22 protein-coding genes are annotated in these 22,149 nt (G+C 75.4%); 12 read left to right on the top strand and 10 right to left on the bottom strand.

All coding sequences use genetic code 11. The features are described 5' to 3' along the window. The first annotated feature begins 15 nt into the window (after nucleotides 1-15). From ACI783_RS13510 to ACI783_RS13490, 5 genes are all read left to right on the top strand, one after another. Complete coding sequence (locus ACI783_RS13510) at nucleotides 16-1,071, top strand: ABC transporter permease (RefSeq protein WP_457140915.1); 1,056 nt, start codon at nucleotides 16-18, stop codon at nucleotides 1,069-1,071. Next, a complete protein-coding gene (locus ACI783_RS13505) occupies nucleotides 1,068-1,895 on the top strand; it encodes an ATP-binding cassette domain-containing protein (RefSeq protein ID WP_457140914.1) in 828 nt (275 codons plus the stop codon). The genes ACI783_RS13510 and ACI783_RS13505 overlap by 4 nt, the downstream gene beginning before the upstream one ends. 231 nt (nucleotides 1,896-2,126) lie before the next feature. After that, complete coding sequence (locus tag ACI783_RS13500; protein ID WP_457140913.1) at nucleotides 2,127-3,497, top strand: M23 family metallopeptidase; 1,371 nt, start codon at nucleotides 2,127-2,129, stop codon at nucleotides 3,495-3,497. A 23-nt stretch (nucleotides 3,498-3,520) separates the two neighbouring features. After that, on the top strand, nucleotides 3,521-4,390 hold the full coding sequence (locus ACI783_RS13495; protein WP_457140912.1) for an MBL fold metallo-hydrolase: 870 nt from the start codon (nucleotides 3,521-3,523) through the stop codon (nucleotides 4,388-4,390). A gap of 36 nt (nucleotides 4,391-4,426) precedes the next feature. After that, complete coding sequence (locus ACI783_RS13490) at nucleotides 4,427-6,100, top strand: GMC family oxidoreductase (RefSeq protein WP_457140911.1); 1,674 nt, start codon at nucleotides 4,427-4,429, stop codon at nucleotides 6,098-6,100. Here ACI783_RS13490 and ACI783_RS13485 read toward each other — a convergent pair. From ACI783_RS13485 to ACI783_RS13475, 3 genes are all read right to left on the bottom strand, one after another. After that, entirely contained in the window at nucleotides 6,081-6,566 is a 486-nt protein-coding gene (locus tag ACI783_RS13485) for a hypothetical protein (protein WP_457140910.1), read from the bottom strand. The genes ACI783_RS13490 and ACI783_RS13485 overlap by 20 nt on opposite strands. A gap of 95 nt (nucleotides 6,567-6,661) precedes the next feature. Continuing rightward, on the bottom strand, nucleotides 6,662-6,871 hold the full coding sequence (locus tag ACI783_RS13480) for a hypothetical protein (protein ID WP_457079751.1): 210 nt from the start codon (nucleotides 6,869-6,871) through the stop codon (nucleotides 6,662-6,664). Nucleotides 6,872-7,034: 163 nt separating this feature from the next. After that, complete coding sequence (locus ACI783_RS13475) at nucleotides 7,035-7,262, bottom strand: hypothetical protein (RefSeq protein WP_457140909.1); 228 nt, start codon at nucleotides 7,260-7,262, stop codon at nucleotides 7,035-7,037. On the opposite strand from ACI783_RS13475, the gene ACI783_RS13470 reads away from it, so the two are divergent. Further along, complete coding sequence (locus ACI783_RS13470; RefSeq protein WP_457140908.1) at nucleotides 7,251-7,697, top strand: hypothetical protein; 447 nt, start codon at nucleotides 7,251-7,253, stop codon at nucleotides 7,695-7,697. The two genes, ACI783_RS13475 and ACI783_RS13470, sit on opposite strands and share 12 nt — an antisense overlap. Nucleotides 7,698-7,997: 300 nt before the next feature. Here the strand turns inward: ACI783_RS13470 and ACI783_RS13465 are convergent, their stop codons facing one another. After that, the gene (locus ACI783_RS13465; RefSeq protein ID WP_457140907.1) at nucleotides 7,998-9,167 is read right to left on the bottom strand and encodes a 4-hydroxybenzoate 3-monooxygenase; all 1,170 of its coding nucleotides are present in this window, start codon (nucleotides 9,165-9,167) and stop codon (nucleotides 7,998-8,000) included. A gap of 50 nt (nucleotides 9,168-9,217) precedes the next feature. Further along, on the bottom strand, nucleotides 9,218-9,994 hold the full coding sequence (locus ACI783_RS13460) for an IclR family transcriptional regulator (protein WP_457140906.1): 777 nt from the start codon (nucleotides 9,992-9,994) through the stop codon (nucleotides 9,218-9,220). Between the two features lie 69 nt (nucleotides 9,995-10,063). Between ACI783_RS13460 and pcaH the strand changes: the two genes are divergently transcribed. Genes pcaH through pcaC form a run of 5 tightly spaced genes read left to right on the top strand, consistent with a single transcriptional unit; the run spans nucleotide 10,064 to nucleotide 14,121 of the window. Then, nucleotides 10,064-10,831: a protocatechuate 3,4-dioxygenase subunit beta gene (gene pcaH / locus ACI783_RS13455; protein ID WP_457140905.1), complete on the top strand. Its 768-nt coding sequence runs from the start codon at nucleotides 10,064-10,066 to the stop codon at nucleotides 10,829-10,831. A 57-nt stretch (nucleotides 10,832-10,888) separates the two neighbouring features. After that, the gene (gene pcaG / locus ACI783_RS13450) at nucleotides 10,889-11,545 is read left to right on the top strand and encodes a protocatechuate 3,4-dioxygenase subunit alpha (RefSeq protein WP_457140904.1); all 657 of its coding nucleotides are present in this window, start codon (nucleotides 10,889-10,891) and stop codon (nucleotides 11,543-11,545) included. Nucleotides 11,546-11,582: 37 nt separating this feature from the next. Then, nucleotides 11,583-12,944 carry a lyase family protein gene (locus ACI783_RS13445; protein ID WP_457140903.1) on the top strand — a complete coding sequence of 454 codons (1,362 nt, stop codon included), beginning with the start codon at nucleotides 11,583-11,585 and terminating at the stop codon, nucleotides 12,942-12,944. Then, nucleotides 12,941-13,717: a 3-oxoadipate enol-lactonase gene (gene pcaD / locus ACI783_RS13440; protein ID WP_457140902.1), complete on the top strand. Its 777-nt coding sequence runs from the start codon at nucleotides 12,941-12,943 to the stop codon at nucleotides 13,715-13,717. Before ACI783_RS13445 ends, pcaD begins: the two co-directional genes overlap by 4 nt. Next, nucleotides 13,714-14,121, top strand: coding sequence for a 4-carboxymuconolactone decarboxylase (gene pcaC, locus ACI783_RS13435; RefSeq protein WP_457140901.1), 408 nt, complete (start codon nucleotides 13,714-13,716; stop codon nucleotides 14,119-14,121). Before pcaD ends, pcaC begins: the two co-directional genes overlap by 4 nt. Before the next feature lie 2 nt (nucleotides 14,122-14,123). Here the strand turns inward: pcaC and ACI783_RS13430 are convergent, their stop codons facing one another. After that, entirely contained in the window at nucleotides 14,124-15,551 is a 1,428-nt protein-coding gene (locus ACI783_RS13430; protein WP_457140900.1) for a hypothetical protein, read from the bottom strand. A 236-nt stretch (nucleotides 15,552-15,787) separates the two neighbouring features. Between ACI783_RS13430 and ACI783_RS13425 the strand changes: the two genes are divergently transcribed. Then, on the top strand, nucleotides 15,788-16,819 hold the full coding sequence (locus tag ACI783_RS13425) for a hypothetical protein (RefSeq protein ID WP_457140899.1): 1,032 nt from the start codon (nucleotides 15,788-15,790) through the stop codon (nucleotides 16,817-16,819). Between the two features lie 20 nt (nucleotides 16,820-16,839). On the opposite strand, the gene ACI783_RS13420 is transcribed toward ACI783_RS13425, so the two are convergent. From ACI783_RS13420 to ACI783_RS13405, 4 genes are all read right to left on the bottom strand, one after another. After that, nucleotides 16,840-18,363: a sensor histidine kinase gene (locus ACI783_RS13420; RefSeq protein WP_457140898.1), complete on the bottom strand. Its 1,524-nt coding sequence runs from the start codon at nucleotides 18,361-18,363 to the stop codon at nucleotides 16,840-16,842. A gap of 13 nt (nucleotides 18,364-18,376) precedes the next feature. After that, nucleotides 18,377-19,369, bottom strand: coding sequence for a response regulator transcription factor (locus ACI783_RS13415; RefSeq protein ID WP_457140897.1), 993 nt, complete (start codon nucleotides 19,367-19,369; stop codon nucleotides 18,377-18,379). A gap of 176 nt (nucleotides 19,370-19,545) precedes the next feature. Next, entirely contained in the window at nucleotides 19,546-21,066 is a 1,521-nt protein-coding gene (locus tag ACI783_RS13410) for a mannitol dehydrogenase family protein (protein WP_457140896.1), read from the bottom strand. Between the two features lie 36 nt (nucleotides 21,067-21,102). Continuing rightward, nucleotides 21,103-22,116, bottom strand: coding sequence for an aldo/keto reductase family protein (locus tag ACI783_RS13405; RefSeq protein WP_457140895.1), 1,014 nt, complete (start codon nucleotides 22,114-22,116; stop codon nucleotides 21,103-21,105). Nucleotides 22,117-22,149: the final 33 nt, after the last annotated feature.

Raw genomic sequence — 22,149 nt, 5'->3', positions numbered from 1 at the left:
GACGGGGCTGGAGGGGTGGCGCAGGAGGCGCCGGCGGACGCGTCGCCGCGCGTCGACGAGCGCGTCGCCGCGGTCGGCTGGGGGCGGCGGCTGCTGGTCAAGCCGGAGCTCGGGTCGCTGATCGGCGCGGTGGTGATCTTCGCCTTCTTCGCGTCGCAGTCGGGTGTGTTCCGGTCGCTGAGCGGCGTCGCCAACTGGCTCGACGTCGCCTCGACGCTGGGCATCATGGCCGTGGCGGTCGCGCTGCTGATGATCGGCGGGCACTTCGACCTGTCCGCCGGGGTGATGACCGGCACCAGCGCGCTGACCGTCGGCATCGTGGCGGTGCAGCTCGACCAGAACATCTGGGTCGCGATCGGCGCCGCCCTGGTGGTGGCCCTGGCGATCGGCTTCCTCAACGGCTGGCTGGTGACCCGCACCGGCCTGCCCAGCTTCATCATCACGCTGGGCACCTTCCTGATGCTCCAGGGCCTCAACCTGGGGCTCACCAAGCTGTTCACCGGCACGGTCATCGTCCGGGGGCTGGCCGACGCCCCCGGCTACCACCTGGCCGAGCTGGTGTTCGCCTCCACCATCGACGTCTTCGGCCAGCCGTTCCGGGTGGCGGTGCTGTGGTGGCTGGGCGTCACCGCAGTGGCCAGCTGGGTGCTGCTGCGCACCCGCTTCGGCAACTGGGTGTTCGCCACCGGCGGGGACGACGTCGCCAGCCGGAACGTGGGCGTGCCCGCCCGGCGGACCACCATCACGCTGTTCATGACCACCGCCGGCGCGGGCTGGCTGGTCGGCACGATCACCGCCGTCCGGCTGACCTCGGTGCAGGCCAACACCGGCACCGGGCAGGAGCTGATCTACATCGTGGCGGCGGTCATCGGCGGCTGCCTGCTCACCGGCGGGTACGGCTCCGCGATCGGGGCGGCGCTGGGCGCCCTGGTCTTCGGCATGACCCAGCAGGGGATCGTCTACCTGAACTGGGACGCCGACTGGTTCTACTTCTTCCTCGGCGCGATGCTGCTGCTGGCCGTGCTCAGCAACCGATTGGTGCGCCGCTACGCCGAGGCGGCCCGGAGGTGAGCACGGCGACGAGCACCGGCGCCGGGGAGCGCCCGGCCGACGGCACGCCCCTGGTCGAGCTGCGTGGCATCGGCAAGGACTACGGCTCGGTGATCGCGCTCGACGGCATCTCCACCACCGTGTGGGCCGGTGAGGTGACCTGCGTCCTCGGTGACAACGGGGCGGGCAAGTCCACGCTGATCAAGATCCTGTCCGGGGTGCACCGGCCGACCCGCGGCGAGCTGTTGCTCGACGGGCGACCGGTGGCCTTCGGGGCGCCGCGGGACGCGCTGGACGCCGGCATCGCCACGGTCTACCAGGACCTGGCGATGATCCCGCTGATGTCGATCTGGCGGAACTTCTTCCTCGGTTCGGAGCCCACGGTCGGATGGGGGCCGTTCCGCCGCTTCGACCGGGCGACGGCCAGGCACGTGACCCGGCGCGAGCTGGCCGCGATGGGCATCGACATCCGCGACCCGGAGCAGCCGGTGGGCACCCTCTCCGGCGGTGAGCGCCAGTCGGTGGCGATCGCCCGGGCCGTGCACTTCGGTGCACGGGTGCTGATCCTCGACGAGCCGACGTCGGCCCTGGGGGTCAAGCAGGCCGGCGTCGTGCTGCGCTACATCGCCCAGGCGCGCGACCGCGGCCTCGGCGTGGTCTTCATCACCCACAACCCGCACCACGCCCATCCGGTGGGTGACCGGTTCCTGCTGCTCAACCGCGGTCGCAGCATGGGCGACTTCGCCAAGGGCGAGGTCAGCCCCGAGCAGCTGACCACGATGATGGCCGGCGGTGACGAGCTCACCCAGCTCGCGGAGGAGCTGCAGCGTCCGTCGCGCGGCTGACCGGCCGCCCGGGGGCGGGGAGGGACACGCCCGGGGGCGGCGCGAGATCCGGTCCCGTGGTGTGCTGGATCCCGGCACGAGGCGCCAGGTCGACAACTCGACGCTGACGGTTGCTCACCCTGCGTTCTTGGCGGGCGGTGACAACTGCGCCGCGTGTTGCCTTTGTGACGGATGGTGTCGGTGCGAGCCTCGCTGAGCCCGACGTCCATCCCTCTTCCCCAGGGAGCGACCATGCCGCAGGTCCAGCTGCGCCTCCACCGTGCGTCCCCGTCGGCACCTCCGCGGCGCCGCCCGGCCAGCGGCGTCCGGGCCCGGCTGCTCGTCCTGGCCGTGACCGGTGGCCTGCTGGCGGCCGGCGCAGGCCCGGCGGTCGCCGAGCCGGTGAACCCCACGGACGAGCAGCTCGGCCAGGCCCAGTCGGCCCAGGACCAGGCGGCCGCCGAGGTCGGCCGGATCGCCGGCCTGGTCGCCGCGGCGGAGTCGGAGCTGGAGCGCGTGCAGTTGCTGGCCGAGGCGGCCGGCACCGCGTACCTGGCCGCGGAGGAGTCGCGCCAGCTCGCCCAGGCGGCAGCCGACCAGGCGATGCGGGACCTGGCGGCCGCCGTCGCCGCGGTGACCGAGGCGCGGGGACGGATCGCGGAGTTCTCCCGCGACACGTACATGAACGGCAGCTCCCTGACCAGCGCGGCGGCGCTGCTGGACGTCGAGGGCCCCGGCGAGCTGGTGCGCAAGGCCGCGACCCTGCAGTACGTCGCCGACCACCAGCTCGACGTGCTCGGTGCGCTGCAGACCGCCGAGCAGCAGCAGGCGGCCGCCGAGGCCGCCGCCCGCACCACCCGCGACGAGGCGGCTGCGGCGGAGCAGCAGGCCGCCGCGGCCAGGGCCGAGGCCGAGGCCCAGCTCGCTGCCCAGGAGAGCGCCGTCGGCCAGATCGAGGCGCAGAAGGCCGCGCTGGACCAGCAGCTGCAGGACGCCCAGGTGCGGTTGCTGCAGCTGCAGGGGGAGCGCAACGCCTTCGAGGTGTGGCAGGCGCAGAAGCGCGCCGAGGAGGAGGCCGCGGCCCGCGCCCGGGCGGCCGCTGAGGCCGAGGCGGCGGCGGCCCGGGCGGCGGTCGTCTCCGGCAGAAACGCAGGCAGCAACGCAGGCAGCAACGCAGGCAGCAGCGCAGGCAGCAACGCGGGCAGCGACACCGGTGGCCACGGGTACGTGCGCCCGGTCAGTGGCCGGACCAGCAGCTGCTACGGGGCCCGCTGGGGGGTGACCCACTTCGGGGTGGACATCGCCGCGCCGATCGGGACGCCGATCTACGCCGCGACCACCGGCCGGGTCGTCCGGGCCGGACCCGCCACCGGGTTCGGGCTGGCGGTCTACATCCGCGGGGACGACGGCGCGGTCACCGTCTACGGCCACGTGAACCAGTTCTTCGTCTCCGCCGGTGACCGGGTGCAGGTCGGCGAGCAGATCGCCGAGGTGGGCAACCGGGGCCAGTCGACCGGGCCCCACCTGCACTTCGAGGTGCACCCCGGCGGGTCGCTCTACAGCGGCCAGGTCGACCCGGTGCCCTGGTTGCGCGCCCGGGGCATCGCGATCTCCGGCTGCTGACCGGCGCCGGTTAGCGTGCCCGGGTGACCACCCTGCCGGACCCCAGGGCGGGGTGGGGGCTGCCCGCGCCCGGGGAGCTGCCCCGCACCGCGCACCTCGAGCCGCTGGTGACCCGGGTGCTCGCCCCCAACCCGTCGCCGATGACGCTGGACGGCACCAACACGTACCTGGTGGGCGAGCCGGGCAGCGGACAGGTGGTCGTGGTCGACCCGGGACCCGACGACCCCGCCCACCTGGCCGCGGTGCAGCAGGCCCTGGTGGCCCGGGGCACCCGGGTGGTGGCGGTGCTGGTCACCCACCACCACGGTGACCACGCCGAGGCAGCGCAGCCGTGGGGGCGGCACTTCGACGCTCCGGTGGCGGCCGCGACGCCGGAGGTGGCCGGGCCCCGCGGACGGGTGCTGGCGCCGGGGGAGCGGCTGCGGCTGGCCGGCACGACCCTGCGGGTGGTGCCCACGCCGGGGCACACAGCCGATCACCTGGCCTTCCGGCTGGACTCCGGCGCCGTGCTGGTGGGCGACGCCGTGCTGGGCCGGGGCACGTCGGTGGTCACCCACCCCGAGGGTGACGTGCTGGCCTACCTCATGTCGCTGCGCCGGCTGCACGACCTCGGCCCGGCGGCGCTGTACTGCGGGCACGGGCCGGAGCTGACCGTGGACCCCGGTGCCGTCCTGGCGTACTACCTGGCGCACCGCGCCCACCGGGAGGATCAGCTGCTGGCCGCGCTGGCCGAGGGCCCGCGGTCGGTCGCCGAGCTCGTGGCGCAGGTCTACGCGGCCGTGCCCCGCGCGGTGTGGCCGGCCGCGACCCAGTCGACCCGGGCCACGCTGGCCAAGCTGCGGGCCGAGGGGCGCGTCGAGCCCGCGGGGGACGACGCGGTGCGCCTGACCTGAGGGGGTTGGGGGGCGGCGTCGCCTAGCGTCGGCGGGGTGACGGGGACAGTGCACCGCGACCGGGACGTCGACGGCTGGGACGTCGTGGTCGTGGGCGCCGGATCGGCCGGGTGCGCGCTGGCGGCCCGCCTGGTCGATGCCGGCCGACGCGTGCTGGTCCTGGAGGCCGGCGCCGACCACCCGCAGCCGGCCGACTTCCCACCGGCCCTGCGCGACGCGGCCGTCCTGGGGGCGGTCACCCCCGGGCACCCCGCCAACTGGACCTACACCGCGCAGCTGGCCGAGGACGTCAGCTACCCGGTGGTCCGCGGCCGGGTGCTGGGGGGGTCCAGCGCCGTGAACGGCACCTACTTCGTCCGCGGCACCCGGGCCGACTTCGACGGCTGGGCCGCCGACGGCAACGACCTGTGGTCCTACGACGCGGTGCTTCCGGCCTTCCGGCGCTCGGAGACCGACGCCGACCACCCCGGCTCACCCGCACACGGCGACAGCGGCCCGATGCCGGTGCGCCGGGTGGTCTCCCGGCACCCGGTCGCCGAGGCGTTCACCGCCGCGTGCACGGAACTCGGCTTCCCGGCCGAGCTGGACAAGAACGCCGACGGCGCGCCCGGACACGGGCCGCTGCCGGTCAACGCCGCCGGCGGCGTCCGGGTGAACACCGCGATGGCCTACCTCTCCCCGCGGCGCGGCTCGCCGCTGCTCACCGTGCGGGGCGACACCCGGGTGACCCGGGTGCTGTTCTCCGGCGACCGGGCGATCGGGGTGCAGACCGAGCGCGGCGCAGTGCACGCCGGGGAGGTGGTGCTCGCCGCCGGCGCGGTGGCCACCCCGCAGCTGCTGATGCTCTCGGGCATCGGCCCGGCCGACCAGCTGCGGGCGGCCGGCGTGGCCGTGCGGGTGCACGCCCCGGGGGTGGGGGCGGACTTCACCGACCACCCGGACCTCTACGTCACCTGGCAGCCCCGGCAGCGGCTGCCTGCGCCGCGGGGCCTGCTGCCGCTGTCCAGCGCGCTGCACACGACGTCGGCGGGCTCACCGACCCCCGGCGACCTCGAGGTGATGCCCTGGCTGAAGCCGTTCAGCCGGGTGCTGCTGGACCGCGCCCCCGGCTCGCCGGTCGCCGAGGCGCTGAAGCGGCCGGGAGCCACGCTGCGGGCGTTGCGCGGCGCGTCCCTGCACCGGGTGCTGGACCAGGCCCGGCGGCGGGAGGACCTGTTCCTCGCCGTCGCGCTGCAGCAGGAGGACAGCCGCGGCCGGCTCAGCCTGGTCAGCGACGACCCGACGGTGCAGCCACGGATCGAGCACCGCTACCTCACCGCGGAGTCCGACCGGCGTCGCATGCGCGAGGTGGTGCGGCTGGCCGCCGAGCTGCTGTCGACGGCGGCCTTCGCGCCGCTCGTGGCTGGACGGACCGGCCTGCCGGACGACGTGCTGGCCGACGACCGGGAGCTGGACCGCTGGGCCCGCCGGCACCTGGCGACCGCGATCCACCTCGCCGGCACCGCCCGGATGGGGCCGGAGGGCGACCCCGGAGCGGTCGTCGACCAGCAGTTGCGGGTCCGTGGGGTGCATGGCCTGCGGGTGGTGGACACGTCGGTGATGCCGCGGGTGACCTCCCGTGGCCCGGCCGCGACCGCGGTGATGCTCGGCGAGCGGGCCGCCGAGCTGATGACCGGCGGCCCGGCGGTGCTCAGCCCTCCGGCCGGCTGACCACCACGCTGACCACCTCGGGGTCGGTGGAGCCGAGCACGAGCACCTGCACACCCCGTCGCTCGGCGGTCAGCGTCGCGGGGTCGGCGGTGTCGGAGAGCAGCTGCCAGCCCTCGGCGGGGAGCGTCTCGCGGTAGAAGGCCATCGCCTCCTCCACACCGACGTCGAAGACGACGAAGGCCGGGGAGTCCGGGGCGGTGGAGGTGTCCTCGGTCGAGCCCCCCGGCGGCACCGGCACGCTCTCCGCCGGCCAGCCGGAGGGCAGCGCGAACGACCCGGGGGCGCCCGTGGTGGCGGCGGCGCTGGTGCTCCCGGCGCCCTCGGCGGCGTCCTCGCCCGAGCAGCCCGGCAGCAGGGCCAGTGCCGCGGCCGCCGCGGCGGCGGACGCGCGGCGTCGTGCCCCGCGGGTGGTCCGGGCTCCCATCGGGTCCTCCAGGCTGCTGGGGTGCGCGTCGCCGGCGGCCACGATACGGCTCGCCGGGAGCCGGGACACCGGCGCCGCCGGACCCGGTGCGGGTGCGGCGGCGCGGAAGGAGGGCCGGCGCGGGTGGTGCCCGCCGGTCAGCGGACGGCGCGGATCTGGGTGCTCGTCTGGGACAGCGGCGACCAGGCGTCGGGGTGCGGCTGGCCGGCGTCGACGACCCAGCCCGGCGCGCGGGACGTGGTCGTCCGGCCACGGGTCTCCGGCCGGGCACTGAGCCGCACGATCAGGGTGAGCAGCACGAGCAGCCCCACGAGCACGCCGGCGATGGTGAAGAGCGTCGAGAGCATGACTGGAAGTTAGTGGTGCGAACCGGTCCGCGTCAGAGCCTCGCCGGGGCAGAAGTCGTCGAAGATCGGCGAAAGACTGTGGTCACTCTGCCAATTCGATCGATCTGTCGACTCGAACTGGACGATCAGGCTGGTCAGAGTCTGCCAGGGGCCCGTGGATCCGTCACCGGGTCGGGGGTGCAGGGTCGACGAGGTCGGCCAGCACCCGGGTGAGCAGTCCGTCGTCCACCGCCTCCGGGTCGGGGAGGCCCTCCACGGCGAGCCCGTGGGTCAGCGCGAGGACGACGACGGTGAGCGACGCGGCGTCCCAGCCGGTGTGCACCGGGTGGGCGGCCAGGAAGCGGTCCACCACCGCGGGCACCCGGCTGCACAGGTCCGGATGAGCACGCACGGTCAGCACCAGGCGCCGCGCCGGGAGCTGCTGCCGGGGGGCACCCGGCGCGCGGCGGTCCTGGTGGTGGGTGTGCTGCTCCTGCAGCTGGGCTTCGTGCTCAGCTACGTGGGCGCGTTCCACGCACCCGCCCCGCGGGAGGTCCCGCTGGCGGTCGTCGCCCCCGGGGGTGCGCCCGCCGGCACGGCGGAGTCGGTGGTCACCCGGCTCGACGGTCTGGACGGCGACCCGGTCGACGCGCGCGCCGTTGCGGGTGAGGACGAGGCCCGGCTGCTGCTGCGCGACCGGGAGGTGGACGGGGTGCTGCTGCTCGGTTCCGGCACCGGGGACACCCTGCTGGTCGCCGGCGCCGAGGGGGTGCGCTCACCGAGGCGCTCACCGAGGCGCTCACCGAGGTGCTCACCGCCGCCGATGCGGCGCAGCAGCGCTCCCTGACCACCGAGGACGTGGTGCCCGCCGCTGACGGGGACGCCCGCGGGCTCACCGCCTTCTACCTCGCGGTGGGCTGGGTGGTCGGTGGGTACCTGGTGGCCTCGATCATCGGGGTGAGCGCCGGCTCCCGGCCGCTCACCCGGGCACGCGGACTGGTCCGGCTGGGGGCGCTGGCGGTCTACGCCGTCGTCTCCGGCGTCGGTGGGGGCGCTGATCACCGGGCCGGTGCTCGACGCCGCCCCCGAACCCGCCGCCGTCCCCGCCTGAACCGCTTTCGGCGCGGAAAGCGGGGTCAGTGGCGCCTCAGTCGACGGGGAGGCCGGTGTAGTTCTCCGCCAGCTCGCGGGCCGCGGCCTCCGACGAGCACACCCGCCGCAGCTGGGACAGCTGCAGCTCGGCGTCGAAGTCGTCGCCGGAGCGGTGCAGCATCGAGGTCATCCACCACGAGAAGTGCGTGCAGCGCCAGACCCGGGCCAGGGCGCGGTCGGAGTAGCTGTCGACCAGGTCGGTCCGGCCCTCGGCGAGCAGCCGCACCAGGGCCTGGGCCAGCAGGGTGACGTCGGCGACGGCGAGGTTGAGCCCCTTGGCGCCGGTGGGCGGCACGATGTGCGCGGCGTCGCCGGCGAGGAACAGCCGGCCGCGGCGCATCGGCGCGCTGACGAACGAGCGCATCGGCAGGATCGACTTCTCGGTGACCGGGCCGGTCTGCAGCTCCCAGCCGTCGAGCGCGAACCGCCTCGACAGCCCGTCCCAGATCCGGTCGTCGGACCAGTCCTCGATCTTCTCGGTGGGATCGACCTGCAGGTACAGCCGGGAGACCGACGGTGAGCGCATGGACAGCAGGGCGAAGCCGTCGGGGTGCCAGGCGTAGACCAGCTCGTCCTCGCTGGGCGCGACGTCGGCCAGGATGCCCAGCCAGGCGTAGGGGTAGGTGCGCTCCCAGGTGCGGCCGGCCGTGCCGGCGGTGACCACCGGGCGGGAGACGCCGTGGAAGCCGTCGGCGCCGACGACGACGTCGCACTCGAGCACCTGCGGCGTGCCCGAGGCGTCGGTGAAGCGGATCCGCGGGGCGTCGCCGTCGACGTCCTCGGGGACGACGTCGGACACCTCGAACAGCAGCGGCGGCCCGCCGTCCAGCTGGGCACTGATCAGGTCCTTGGTGACCTCGGTCTGCCCGTAGACCCACACCCGGCGGCCGCACAGCCCGGGGAAGTCGAGGTGGTGGCGGGTGCCGGGGAACTGCAGGTGGATGCCGTCGTGCGGCAGGCCCTCGCGCTGCAGCCGGTCGCCCACCCCGGCGTCGACGAGCGTCTGCACCGTGTGCTCCTCGAGGATCCCGGCGCGGATGCGGGCCTCGACGTAGGTCCGCGAGCGGTTCTCCAGCACCACGGTGTCGATGCCCTGCAGCTGCAGCAGCCGGGACAGCAGCAGCCCCGCCGGCCCGGCTCCGATGATCCCCACCTGGGTGCGCATGCGGCGAGTGTGACCCGGGCCGCCCGCCCGGGCCGAACCTGCTCTTCCGGTCAGCGGAACTCGGCCGTCCGGGCCAGCGCCCGCCCGATGCCCCGGGCGGCGACCTGCAGCACCGGGGTCAACCGGGCGAGGTCGCGGCGGTGGGTGGGGACGACGATGCCCAGGGCGGCGACGACGACCGGTCCGGCGGCTCGCTCGACGGTGACCGGCACGGCGACCGACGCGGTGCCCAGCGACATCTCCTCGGTCGTGCGGGACCAGCCGCGCCGGCGGACCTCGCCCAGCTCCCGGGTCACCGCCCCGGGGTCGACGACGGTGTACCGGGTCTCCCGGCTGAGCTCCTGCAGCACCCGCTCGACGACCTCGTCGGGCGCGCAGGCCAGCAGCACCTTGCCGACGCCGGTGGCGTGCAGCGGCAGCCGGCTGCCCACGGTGCTGACGACCGGCACCGACTCGCGCCCGGAGATCCGCTCGACGTAGAGCGCGCGCAGGCCCTCCCGGACGGCGAGGTGCACGGTGTCGCGGGTGGCGGTGTGCACGTCGAGCAGGAACGGGGCGGCCACCTGCCGCAGCTCCAGCTGCACCGGGGCCAGCAGGCCCAGGTCCCAGAGCTTGCGGCCGATCTCGTAGCGGCCGTCCGGGCGGCGGACCAGCGCGCCCCACTCCACCAGCTCGCCGAGCAGGCGGTGGGTGGTGGTCAGCGGCGTGCCCGAACGGGCGGCGACCTCCGAGAGGGTGAGCCGCGGGTGGCCGCTGTCGAACGCGTCGAGCACGCCGAGCGCCCGGGAGGTCACCGACCGCCCGGGTGCGGCTGCACCTCCGGCCACGGCGCGATCCGTTCTGCTCAGTGGAAGTCAGGGCTGTCGGAGCCTAGCCCCGCGCCGTACGTTCCCGGCATGACCGGGACCACATCGCGGGCGCCGCGGCCCGCGGAGGACAGCGCCCTCATCCTGCCGCGTTACCTGCGTGAACCCGATGGGCAGCGCACGCCGGTGGCCTACCCCGGGTACAAGAGCACCGGGCTGCGGGCACCGCTGCGCACGCCGATCGACCTGCCGCACCGGCTCACCGAGGTGACCGGCCCGGTGCTGGGCGAGGACCGGGTGACCGCCGCCGACGCCGACCTCACGGTGCGGCTGGGCGGGGAGGCGCAGGGGCAGCGGATCATCGTGTTCGGCCGGGTGCTCGACAGCGACGGCCGCCCGGTGCCCGACGCGCTCGTGGAGGTCTGGCAGGCCAACGCCGCCGGCCGCTACCGGCACGTCGTCGACAACTGGCCGGCGCCGCTGGACCCGCACTTCGACGGGCTGGGTCGGGTGATGACCGACAGCCTGGGCCGGTACGAGTTCACCACCATCAAGCCCGGCGCCTACCCGTGGGGCAACCACCACAACGCGTGGCGGCCGGCGCACATCCACTTCAGCCTGTTCGGCCGGGCGTTCACCCAGCGACTGGTCACCCAGATGTACTTCCCGGACGACCCGCTGTTCGGGCAGGACCCGATCTTCCAGGCGATCCCGCCGTCGGCCCGGCACCGCGCGATCAGCCGGTTCGACCTGGAGCGCACCCAGCCGGACTGGGCGCTGGCCTTCGAGTGGGACATCGTCCTGCGCGGCACCGACCAGACGCCGTTCGAGACCGACGACGATGGAGATGTGGCGTGACGACAGCCGAGCGAGCGAGGAGCGGAACGAGGCGCGGAGTCGCGCAGGAGGTGTGGCGTGACGCTGTCTGACCCGCTGGACGTGCCGGACAGCACCGAGATCAGCCAGCCCCGGTCGGGACGACGGGGCTCGGGCTTCCTCGACGAGCCGCTGCGGTTCGGCACCACGCCCAGTGCGACCGTCGGCCCCTACCTGGCCATCGGGCTGACCTGGCCCGACGGCCCCTTCGCCGTCGCCGAGGGAACCCCCGGTGCGATCTGGCTGCGCGGCCGGGTGTTCGACGGCAACGGCGACGTCGTGCCCGACGCGATGGTCGAGACCTGGCAGGCCGACCCCGGCGGGCGGTTCGCGCACCCCGACGACCCGCGCGGCGCGGTGGAGCACCCCGGCTTCCGCGGCTTCGGCCGGTCCCAGACCCGGGACGGCGGGCAGTACGCGATCTGCACGCTCAAGCCCGGCCGGGTGCCCGACGGCGCGGGTGGCCTGCAGGCGCCGCACGTCGACGTCTCGGTGTTCGCCCGCGGCCTGCTGGACCGGGTGGTCACCCGGATCTACTTCGCCGACGAGGCCGCGGCCAACGCCGAGGACGCCGTGCTGGCCAGCCTGCCCGACGACGCCTCCCGAGCGACGCTGATCGCCACCCCCGCCGACGACGGCTACGTCCTCGACATCCACCTGCAGGGAGAAGACGAGACCGTCTTCTTCGCGGTGTGACCGACCGCGGCGACCGCGCACCCGCCAGGATGGCCCGGTGACAGGACTCCCCGTGCCCGGGCTGCTCGCGGCCACCTTCGCCCGCGGCCCGGTGAACGCCGGCGCCGGCGACGCCTGGCTGGTCGCCCTGCTGGAGGTGGAGGCGGCGTTGGCCCGTGCCGCGGCCCGGGTCGGGCTGGTCGCGGAGACCGCGGCCGAGGAGGTCGGGCGGGTGTGCGCCGACCCGGGTCGGCTCGACCTGGCCCGCGTCGCCGCCCGCGCCGGGGACGCGGGCAACCCGGTGCCGCCGCTGGTCCGGGCGCTGCAGGACGCCGTGGGCCCGCACGCGGCGCGCGCGGTGCACGTCGGCGCCACCAGCCAGGACGTCGTCGACACCGCGGCGGTGCTGCTGGCGCGGCGCGGGCTGCAGCTGATCGACGCCGACCTGGCCGCCGCAGCCGGGGTCTGCGCCCGGCTGGCCACCGACCACCGCGACGACGTGCTGATCGGCCGCACCCTGCTGCAGCAGGCGCTGCCCACCACGGTGGGGCTCAAGGCGGCCGGCTGGCTGGCCGGGGTCGAGGGCGTGCGCACCCGGATCGCGGCGGTGCTGGCCGGGCTGCCGGTGCAGTACGGCGGGGCGGTCGGCACCCTCGCGGCCAGCAGCGGGTCGGGGGTCGACCTGCGCGCCGCGCTGGCCGAGGAGCTGGGGCTGCAGACCACCGACGTGCCCTGGTTCACCGTCCGGCTGCCGATCGCCGACGTCGCCGGGGTGCTCGGGGCGGCCGCCGGCGTGGTGGCCACCGTCGCCGTCGACGTCGTCCTGCTGGCGCAGACCGAGGTGGCCGAGGCCGCCGAGGTCGCCGAGGGCCGCGGCGGCTCGTCGGCGATGCCGCACAAGAACAACCCGGTGGCCGCGATCTCCGCGCGGGCCTGCGCGCGGCGGGCGCCCGGGCTGGTGGCCACCCTCTTCGCCGCCATGGAGCAGGAGCACGAGCGGGGCGCGGGCACCTGGCACGCCGAGTGGCCCACCCTGACCGACCTGCTGGGCACCATCGGCTCGGCGGCGTCCTGGCTCGCCGAGAGCCTGGCCAGCCTCCGCCTGGACACCGGGCGGATGGCCGCGACCGTCACCGCCGCCACCGACCCGCTGCTGGCCGGCGCGCTGGCCGAGGCGCTCAGCCCCACGCTGGGCGCCGGGCCCGCGCACGACGCCGCGGCAGCCGCCGTCCGCACCGCCGCCGAGCAGGGGCGGCCGCTGGCCGACGTCGTGCTCGAGCGGGCCGACGTCGACGGCGCCGCGCTGGTGGCCGACACGACACCGGACGTGGGGGAGGCCGGCGCCCAGGTCGACGCCGCCCTCGCCGCGCACACCATCGCGACCCAGGCGGACGCCGCCGGGCAGGGAGGAGTTCCGTGACCGCCGTCGAGGTGCACGCCGTCGTGGAGGGCCCGGCCGACGCCCCGGTGATGCTGCTGTCCAACTCGCTGGGGTCGGACCTGTCCATGTGGGACCCGCAGGTGCCGGCGCTGACCGAGCGGTTCCGGGTGGTCCGCTACGACACCCGCGGCCACGGCCGGTCGCCGTCGGTGCCTGGCGACGCGACGATCGACGACCTCGCCGACGACGTCGTCGCGCTGCTGGACCGGCTCGGGGTGGAGCGGGCGCACGTCGCGGGGGTGTCGATCGGGGGGATGACCGGGCTGCGGCTGGCGGTCCGCGAGCCGCAGCGGCTGCTGACCCTCGCGGTGCTGTGCAGCTCGGCGTACACCGGCAACGCCAGGAGCTGGGAGGACCGGGCCCGCACCGTGCGCGCCCACGGCACGCAGGCGATCGCCGAGCCGGTGGTCAGCCGATGGCTCACCCCGGCGTACGCCGCCGCCCACCCCGACCTGGTGGCCCGGCTGCAGGCGATGGTGGCCGCCGCCGACGACGAGGGCTACGCCGGTTGCTGCGCCGCGATCGCGCGGATGGACCAGCGCCCGGACCTGGGCCGGATCACCGCGCCGACGCTGGTGGTCTCCGGTGCCGACGACCTCGCGGTGCCGCCGGAGCACCAGCAGGTCATCGCCGCCGGGGTGCCCGGCGCCAAGCTGCTGAGCCTGAGCCCGGCCGCCCACCTGGCCAACCTCGAGCAGGTCGCCCAGGTGTCCGACGCGCTGATCGCACACGCCACGGGAGGCACGCTGTGACCGAGCAGGGTCCGCTGGAGACCGACGAGCAGCGCCGCGCCGCCGGCATGCGGGTGCGCCGGGAGGTGCTCGGCGACGCGCACGTCGACCGCGCGGTCGCCGCCGTCACCCCGCTCACCGCCGACTTCCAGGACTTCATCACCCGGGTGGCCTGGGGCGACCTGTGGCAGCGGCCGGGGCTGGCGCGCCGGGAGCGCAGCATGCTCACCCTGGCGATCACGGCTGCGCTGCGGCACTGGGACGAGTTCGCGCTGCACGTGAAGGCGGCGGTGCACAACGGGCTGACCGACGATGAGATCGCCGAGGTCTGCCTGCACACCGCGGTCTACGCCGGCGTCCCCGCGGCGAACCACGCCCTCGCCGTCGCCAAGCCGATCCTCGCGGAGCTGCGCGCGCAGGAGTGAGCTCAGCCCGCCGGGATCGCGACGGGGAACCGCGCCTCACCGGCGCCCAGGTCGGCGGTCAGCCCGTCGGGGAAGGTGGCCCGGCCGCGGACGACGACCTCGCCGTCGGTGAAGCCCGCCGGGACGTCGAAGGCGGCCAGCACCCGGTCGGCGGCCCGGCTGAGGTCGATGCCGGGCCGCCGGGTGCCGTCGGGCAGCACCAGGGTGAGCAGCTCGACCGGGACGGCGCCCGGATCCCCCTCGGGCAGCGCCATGGTCACGTCGAGCACCAGGTGCGCACGGGACGGGTCGGTGGGCTGCGCCGACCCGTCGGGGCCGGCGAACCACTGCAGCGTCGCCGCGTCCAGCCGCACGGTCACCGGGAAGGACGCGGTCACCCGGCCGGGGGCGCTGAAGTCGGCGTCGACCTGCCGGCTGGCGCCCACCTCCGCCGTCCGGTTGGTGCGCGCCAGCACCTGCACGTTCCCCGGGCCGGGTGAGCCGTCCAGCAGCGACAGCCGCTGCTCGACGCCGTCGTCGAGGACCACCAGGTCGGCCTGCGTCGCGTCCACGGGGACGGCGACCACGGCCTCCACCGTGCTGCCGGGTGCCACCAGCGCCGGGGCGACCGGCACCGGCGCAGCGCCCGGCACCTGGTAGCTCAGCGCGGGCGGTGCGGTCGACCGGCCCTCGCCCGGGTCGACCGTGTAACGCACGGCCAGGAACCGCTGGCCGTCGGCGGGCCGGCGGGCGGCGTCCCCGGTGCCCACGACGTCCGGCGTGGCCAGCCCGGTCACCGTGACCGCGGCCGCGGGGCCGGAGAGCCGGGCCGGCCCCACGGGTGCCGTCCAGGGCAGCGCGGGGAACGGACCGACGGCGGTGAACCCCGGCTCGGCGCGCGGCACCTCGGGCACCCGCAGCCCGGCGGTGCCGGACGGCGGCCGGCTCCCGTCGGGGCGGAACAGCAGGTCGGCGTCGTCCACGGCCTGCGGTTCGGGGTCGGCCGGCAGGCCGGCGGTGCGCAGCCGGACGTCGCCGCCGGCCGCGGTCACGGTCAGCGGGAACCGCAGCCAGCTGCGGCCGGGGTTGCCGCCGACGAAGAGCGCCGGGCCGCACAGCAGTTCACGGGCGACCTCGGTGCCGTCCGGGTCGATCAGCTGGAACCAGCAGCGGGTGTCCGGGCCGCGGGCACCGGTGCGCTGGTCGACGTAGTCGGCGAACCGGCGGTCGGCGTCGGCGAGGACCGCCGGCGGGTCGGTGACGTAGCGGCCGTCGACGGTGAGCGGGTGGCCGCGGAGCACGAGCATGACCACGGCGCCGATCGCCAGCAGCACGACCAGCAGGCCCGCGACCACCAGCCGCGGGTCCGTCCGCCGGCGCCGACGCGCGGGATCCGCCACGGGATCGGCCGAGGGCGCGGACGTCGCGGCCGCTCCGCCGTGCTCGTCCACGCGTGTGCCTCCCGGGTCGCCCCCCGCCGCGGGGGAGTGCGCGGAACCTAGCCGATCCCAGGCCCGCTGCGCAGCCAGCCGCGCGGTCACCGGATCCCCCGCAGGGGTGAGCTGTTGGTTGGTCTCCGAGCACGCGGGGTAGTCGGATCGGGCAGGCTGAGCAACACCGCACCGACCGTCGAGGAGCGCCGGACCCCTCCTGTCGCCGTGCACGACCGCAGGAGGCGTACGTCCGCGTGACCGCAGTGCCCGCTGGATCGAGCGCGCCCGCCGTGCGGGTGGCGAGCGTCCCCGCCCGCAGCCCGTACGTCGCGGCCGTCCTGCCCGCCTCCGTCGTGCCGGTCGGCCCGGACACCACCCCGAGCCCGTGGCTGGACCCCGACCACCTCGACGCGCACGCCGGGGAGGTGGACGTGCTGCACCTGCACGCCGGCTACGAGCACCTCACGATCCCCGAGATGGACCGCTGGACCGCGGCCGTGCGGCGGGCCGGGGTGCCGCTGCTGGTCACCGTGCACGACCTGCGACCTCCGGCCGGGACCACCCCGGGGCGCCACCAGGCGCACCTGCGCACGCTGCTGACCACCGCCGAGGTGGTGCTCACGCTGACCCCCGGTGCGGCCGACGAGATCGCCGACCGGTTCGCCCGGACCGCGATCGTGGTCGCCCACCCGTCGCTGGCCGCGCCCACCCCCGACGTCGGCCGGGAGACCCGGCTGGTCGGCGTGCACCTGGGCCGGCTCGAGCCGGAGGTCGCCGAACCGGTGGAGCTGGTGCGGGCCGCCCTGTCCGGGGCCGTCTCCGGCGGCGGGCGGCTGCGGGTCGACGTGCACCCCGACGTCGACGTCGCCGCCCGGCTGCCGGAGCTCGCCGCGCTGGCCGCGGCGGGGGAGCTGGAGCTGCGGTCCAGCTGGGCCGAGGACCCCGCCGGGTGGGTGCGCCACCTGCAGGAGCTGCACGTGTCGGTGCTGCCCCGGCGGTCGGGCACGCACGACAGCTGGGTGGAGCTGTGCCGGGACGCCGGCACCCGCGCTGTCGTCCCCGGCGGGGGCTACCACACCCAGCAGTGGTCCGACGTCGTCGTGTACGGCAACGAGCCCCGCGCGGGGCTGGACGCCGCCGCGCTGAACTCCGCGGTCGTCGCCGCGCTGACCCGGCCCGCACCGGCCCGGGTCGACCGGCAGTGGCGCACCGAGCAGGCGGAGGCGGTGCGTCGGCTGCACGCCCAGGTCTACGCGCAGGTCGCCGCAGACGCGCTGCCGGTCTGAGGCTGCCGGTCCGAGCCCGCTCAGGCCGCCGGCGCCGTGGTCGCGCCGGGCAGCCGCACCGTGATCTCGGTGGCGCCCGGTGCGCTCTCCAGCCCCACCGTGCCACCGTGGGCGGTCACCACGGCCTGGACGATCGCCAGCCCCAGGCCGGTGCTGCCGGCGGCGCGCGAGCGGGACGCGTCCCCGCGGGCGAACCGCTCGAAGGCGTGCGCCTGGAGCGCGGCGGGGACCCCCGGCCCGTCGTCGGCCACGCGCAGCACCGCCCAGCCGCCCTCGGTGTGCAGCCGGGTGGTCGCCGTCGTCCCCTCCGGGGTGTGCGCGCGCACGTTGGCGAGCAGGTTGGCCACCACCTGGTGCAGCCGGGCGGCGTCGCCCGGCACCAGCACCGGGTCGTCGGGCAGGTCCAGCTGCCAGCGGTGCGCCGGGCCGGCCACGTGCGCATCGGTGACCACGTCGACCAGCAGCGCGGTCAGGTCGACCTCCTCGGTGGCCAGCTCCCGCCCGGCCTCGGCATCGGCGTCGAGCCGGGCCAGCAGCAGCAGCTCCTCGACCAGCTCGGTCATCCGCACCGCCTCGGACTCCACCCGGCGCATCGCGTGCCCGACGTCGGCCGGCACCTCGCCGCCCTGACGGCGCACCAGCTCGGCGTAGCCGCGGATGGAGGCCAGCGGCGTCCTCAGCTCGTGGCTGGCGTCGGCCACGAACTGCCGCACCTGGGTCTCCGACGCCTGGCGGGCGGCCAGCGAGCCCTCGACGTGGTCCAGCAGCCGGTTCAGCGCGGTCCCGACCTGGCCGACCTCGGTGCCGGGGTCGGTGTCCTGCGGGGGTACCCGCTCGGCCAGCCGCACCTCGCCGCTGGCCAGCGGCAGCTCGGCCACCCGGGTCGCGGTGGCGGCCACCCGGTCCAGCGGCCGCAAGGTGCGGCGGATGACCAGCACGGCGGTACCGGCGGCGGCGAGCAGGGCGACCAGGCCGGCCAGGAGTTCCACGGTCACCAGGTTGCGCACCGCGTCGGCGACGCCGCCCAGCGGCAGGCCGGAGACGAGGACGTCGCCGTCCGGCATCTCGGTGGCCACCAGCCGGTAGTCGCCGAGGTCGCCGCCCAGGTCGCGGGTGACCGGCTCGCCGTCGGCTGGCAGCGCGGCCAGCACGCCCTCCTGGGCGCTGGTCAGCGCCAGGGTGCGGCCGGTCGGCCCGATCACGCCGGAGACGGTGCACTCGCCCTCGACGATCGTGGCGCCCAGGGTGCCCTCACCCTGGCCCCGGGCGCCCAGGAAGCCCGGCCCGCCCGGTGCGTCGCAGGGGTCGACGTCCGCCTCGGCCGGCCGGGGCCGCGGCCCGTCGCCTAGCGGGTCCGCGTAGTCCCGGGACCGGTCGGTGGTCGCCTCGAGCCGGCCGTCGACCTGGCTGATCAGCTCCGACCGCAGCGCGGTCACCGAGACCACGCCGACCAGCACGAGGACACCGACCAGCGGGATGACGAACGCGATCAGCAGCCGGGTGCGCAGCGCACGGCGCGAGCGACGGGAGGGGCCGGGGTTCACCGGCGCCAGCGTGTCAGGCAGCGGGCTTGATCACGTACCCGGCGCCACGGAGCGTGTGGATCATCGGCGTCCGGCCGGCGTCGATCTTGCGGCGCAGGTAGGAGATGTAGAGCTCGACGATGTTGCCCTGGCCGCCGAAGTCGTACTGCCACACCCGGTCGAGGATCTGCGCCTTGGACAGCACCCGCTTCGGGTTGCGCATGAGGTAGCGCAGCAGCTCGAACTCGGTGGCGGTGAGCCGGATGTCGTCGCCGCCGCGGGTGACCTCGTGGCTCTCCTCGTCCAGCGTGAGGTCGCCGACCACCAGCAGGCCGTCGTCGGCGACGACGCGGCTGGTGCGGCGCAGCAGGCCGCGCAGCCGGGCGGCGACCTCCTCCAGGCTGAACGGCTTGGTGACGTAGTCGTCCCCACCGGCGGTGAGGCCGGCGATCCGGTCCTCCAGCGCGTCCTTGGCGGTGAGGAACACGACCGGCACCAGCGGGGTGTCCGCGCGCAGCCGGCGCAGCACCTCCAGGCCGTCCATGTCCGGCAGCATCACGTCCAGGACGACCGCGTCGGGCCGGAAGTCGCGGGCGGTGCGGACCGCTTCGGCGCCGTCGGCCGCGGTGCGCACGTCCCAGCCCTCGTACCGCAGCGCCATCGACAGCAGCTCGCAGATGGAGGGCTCGTCGTCGACGACCAGCACCCGCAGGGCGCTGCCGTCGGGGCGGGTCAGCTGGGCCCGGGAGCTGGGGGCCGAGGGGGTGCTCGTCGTCATGGTCGAACCATGACGGGCGATCCTGCGAAGTCGCTGTGATCGGGCCAGGAACTGGCTGGCAACGCCCCGGTCACGAGTACCGCTGACGGCGGCCGACGTCGGTGGTCCCTTCGTCCGCAGCCCGCGCCAGTTCCGCTCGATCAGCGGCACCGCTGCGTCGAACGGCGACCCGTCGTGGACGAACCCGGCGCCCAGGAAGTACGGGGGCTCGACCGGCTGGCCGGTGCCGGCATCGACGATCGCCCCCACGGTGGGACGTCTCCGCTGCCAGCGTGCGTCGGTCCGCGCAACGAGGCCTGCGTCGCCCCGCCCACGGTGTTGCCGTCCACGGAGCCGCTCCCGGCAGGCACCGTGCCGCTCAGCGTGGCGTCGATGAAGGCCGGGGAGCCCGGTGGTCGCGACGCGTTCGACTCCGGACGGTGACGCTACGCCAGCGTCGCGCTCCGGGCGGAGAGTCGCTGGAGCGTCGCCCGGGCGCCGTCCCGCTGCAGCGACTCGAGCGCCCGCGCGTACGGGACGGCGAACCGCTCGTCGTCCACCAGGTCCCCGAAGATGCTCCGCTCGGCCAGGAAGGCCAGCGGCTCCTCCCGCTGGCGTCGGGCGTTGGCCTGCAGGAGGTGGGCGTTCCGGTCGACCAGCTGGATCGGTGCGCCCCCGTCGTCCACCCCTTCCGCGAAGCGTGCCCAGCTGGCCACGACGGCCGCCGCCCGGTGGACCTCACCTCCTCGGGCGAGCTGCGCCCGCACCACCGGGAGGACGAACTTCGGGATGAGAGCCGAGCTCTGCGCGCACAGCCGCGCCACCGTGTCGCCCACCTCGCCGTTGCCGAACCGTTCGATCAGCGTGGTCTTGTAGGCGTCCAGGTCGACCCCTGGGACCGGATCCAGCGTGGGGGTCACCTCACGGTCCATGTAATCGCGCAGGAACCGGGCCCACAGCGGGTCCTGGCAGGCCTCGTGCACGAATCGGTGGCCGGCCAGGTGCGCGAAGTAGGCCAGCGCCTGGTGACTCCCGTTGAGCAGCCGCAGCTTCATCGACTCGTAGGGCGCCACGTCGTCGACGAACTGCGCGCCCACCGCCTCCAGCGGTGGACGGCCGGACGGGAACCGGTCCTCGATCACCCACTGGGCGAACGGCTCGCACACGACGGGCCAGGCGTCGGCGACCCCGAGGTCCTGCTCGACCTGTGTCGCGTCCGCCGGCGTGGTGACCGGGGTGATCCGGTCGACCATGCAGTCGGGGAACGACACCTCCTGGGCGATCCAGTCGGCCAGTCCAGGGTCGCGCATCCCGGCGAACGCGGTGAACGCCCGGCGGGCCAGCCCGCCGTTGCCCTGCAGGTTGTCGCAGGACAGCACCGTGAACGGTGCGACCCCGCGGGCGCGGCGGCGGGCGAGGGCTTCGGTCACCAGCCCGAAGACCGTGATCGGCGGACCCTGGCCACCCAGATCCGCCTGGATGGACGGGTCGGTGGCGATGAAGCGGCCGCTCATCGGGTCGATGCGGTAGGCGCGCTCGGTGATGGTCAGGGAGACGATCCGCGTGGCGGGCGCGGCCATCTTCTCCACCACGGCCTCCGGGTCGTCGGGGGCGAAGAGGTACTCGACCAGGGAGCCGACGACCCTCGGCTCGACCGAGCCGTCAGCGTGCTTGACGACGAGGGTGTACAGCCCGTCCTGAGCGGACAGGGCGTCCCGCATCCGAACGTCTTCGGGCAGCACGCCCACCCCGCAGATGCCCCAGTCCAGCGCCGCACCGGTGTTCATCAGGCGGTCCAGGTACATGGCCTGGTGCGCCCGGTGGAACCCTCCCACCCCGACGTGCACGATGCCGGTGCTGACCTGGCTGCGGTCGTAGGCGGGGGTGGGGAGCGTGCTGCCGAGCGCTGGGACCGTGCGGGCGGTCAGGGGCACCGCCGCGCCTGCCGCAGGGGAGGTGGAGGTCACCGTCACGTCCTACCCCCGGTCAAGGTGGTAACCCCCTCAGGTGGCCGGGCCCCTCGCCGCCTTGTCCGCAGGGAGGAAGACCCTCCGGGGATCGCGTTCGACGACCTCGCCGAGGATCTCGTCGACGCGGGCCATGACCTCGCCGTCGAGCCGGACCCCTGCTGCCTTGACGTTGTCGTGCACCTGCTCGGGCCGGCTGGCGCCGATGATCGCGGCGGCGACGTTGGGGTTCTGCAGCACCCAGGCCAGCGCGAACTGCGCCATGGTCAGGCCCAGGTCATCGGCGAGGGGGCGCAGCTGCTGCACCCGGGTGAGGACGTCGTCGGCCAGGAAGCCCTGCACCTGGAAGCCGACGGCCGAGTGGCTGGCCCGACTGCCGGCGGGGGGCTGCTCACCGGGCCGGTACTTGCCGGTCAGGACCCCCTGGGCCAGCGGCGACCAGACGATCTGGGACAGGCCCTCCTCGGCGCAGGTCGGCACGACCTCCGCATCGATGACCCGCCAGAGCATCGAGTACTGCGGCTGGTTGCTGACCAGCTGCACGTTCAGGTCCCTCGCGAGGGCAGCGGCGGCCGCGATCTGATCGGCGCGCCACTCGGAGACGCCGAGGTAGAGCACCTTGCCGGCCCGCACCAGGTCGGCGAAGGCGGTCATCGTCTCCTCCAGCGGCACCGTCGGGTCGTAGCGGTGGGCCTGGTAGAGGTCGATGTGGTCCGTCTGCAGCCGGCGCAGGGACGCGTGGCAGCTCTCGATGACGTGCTTGCGGGACAGGCCGCGGTCGTTGGCGCCCGGGCCGGTCGGCCAGTACACCTTCGTCGCGATCTCCAGGCCTTCTCGGCGCTGACCGGACAGCGCGCGACCGAGGACGGACTCGGCGGCCGTGCCCGCGTAGACGTCGGCGGTGTCGAAGGTGGTGATCCCGGCGTCGAGGGCCGCGTGCACGCAGGCGAGCGCGGCATCCTCCTCCACCTGGCTGCCGTGGGTCAGCCAGTTGCCGAAGGCGATCTGCGAGACGTTCAGGCCTGAGCGGCCCAGGCGGCGGAATTCCACGCTGACCGACCGTAGTGCCCCAGCGGCAAGGCG

It is taken from the genome of Modestobacter sp. SYSU DS0511, from assembly GCF_054050755.1.
The sequence above is the reverse complement of the archived record's forward strand: the minus strand, read 5'-3'. Positions and strand labels throughout refer to the sequence as shown.

What these genes read in the sequence shown, in the direction of transcription:
- ACI783_RS13500 (WP_457140913.1), top strand. Translation starts at nt 2,127, where the DNA reads ATGCCGCAGGTCCAGCTGCGCCTCCACCGTGCGTCCCCGTCGGCACCT.
- ACI783_RS13480 (WP_457079751.1), bottom strand. Translation starts at nt 6,871, where the DNA reads ATGCTCTCGACGCTCTTCACCATCGCCGGCGTGCTCGTGGGGCTGCTC.
- ACI783_RS13470 (WP_457140908.1), top strand. Translation starts at nt 7,251, where the DNA reads ATGAGCACGCACGGTCAGCACCAGGCGCCGCGCCGGGAGCTGCTGCCG.
- ACI783_RS13465 (WP_457140907.1), bottom strand. Translation starts at nt 9,167, where the DNA reads ATGCGCACCCAGGTGGGGATCATCGGAGCCGGGCCGGCGGGGCTGCTG.
- pcaH (WP_457140905.1), top strand. Translation starts at nt 10,064, where the DNA reads ATGACCGGGACCACATCGCGGGCGCCGCGGCCCGCGGAGGACAGCGCC.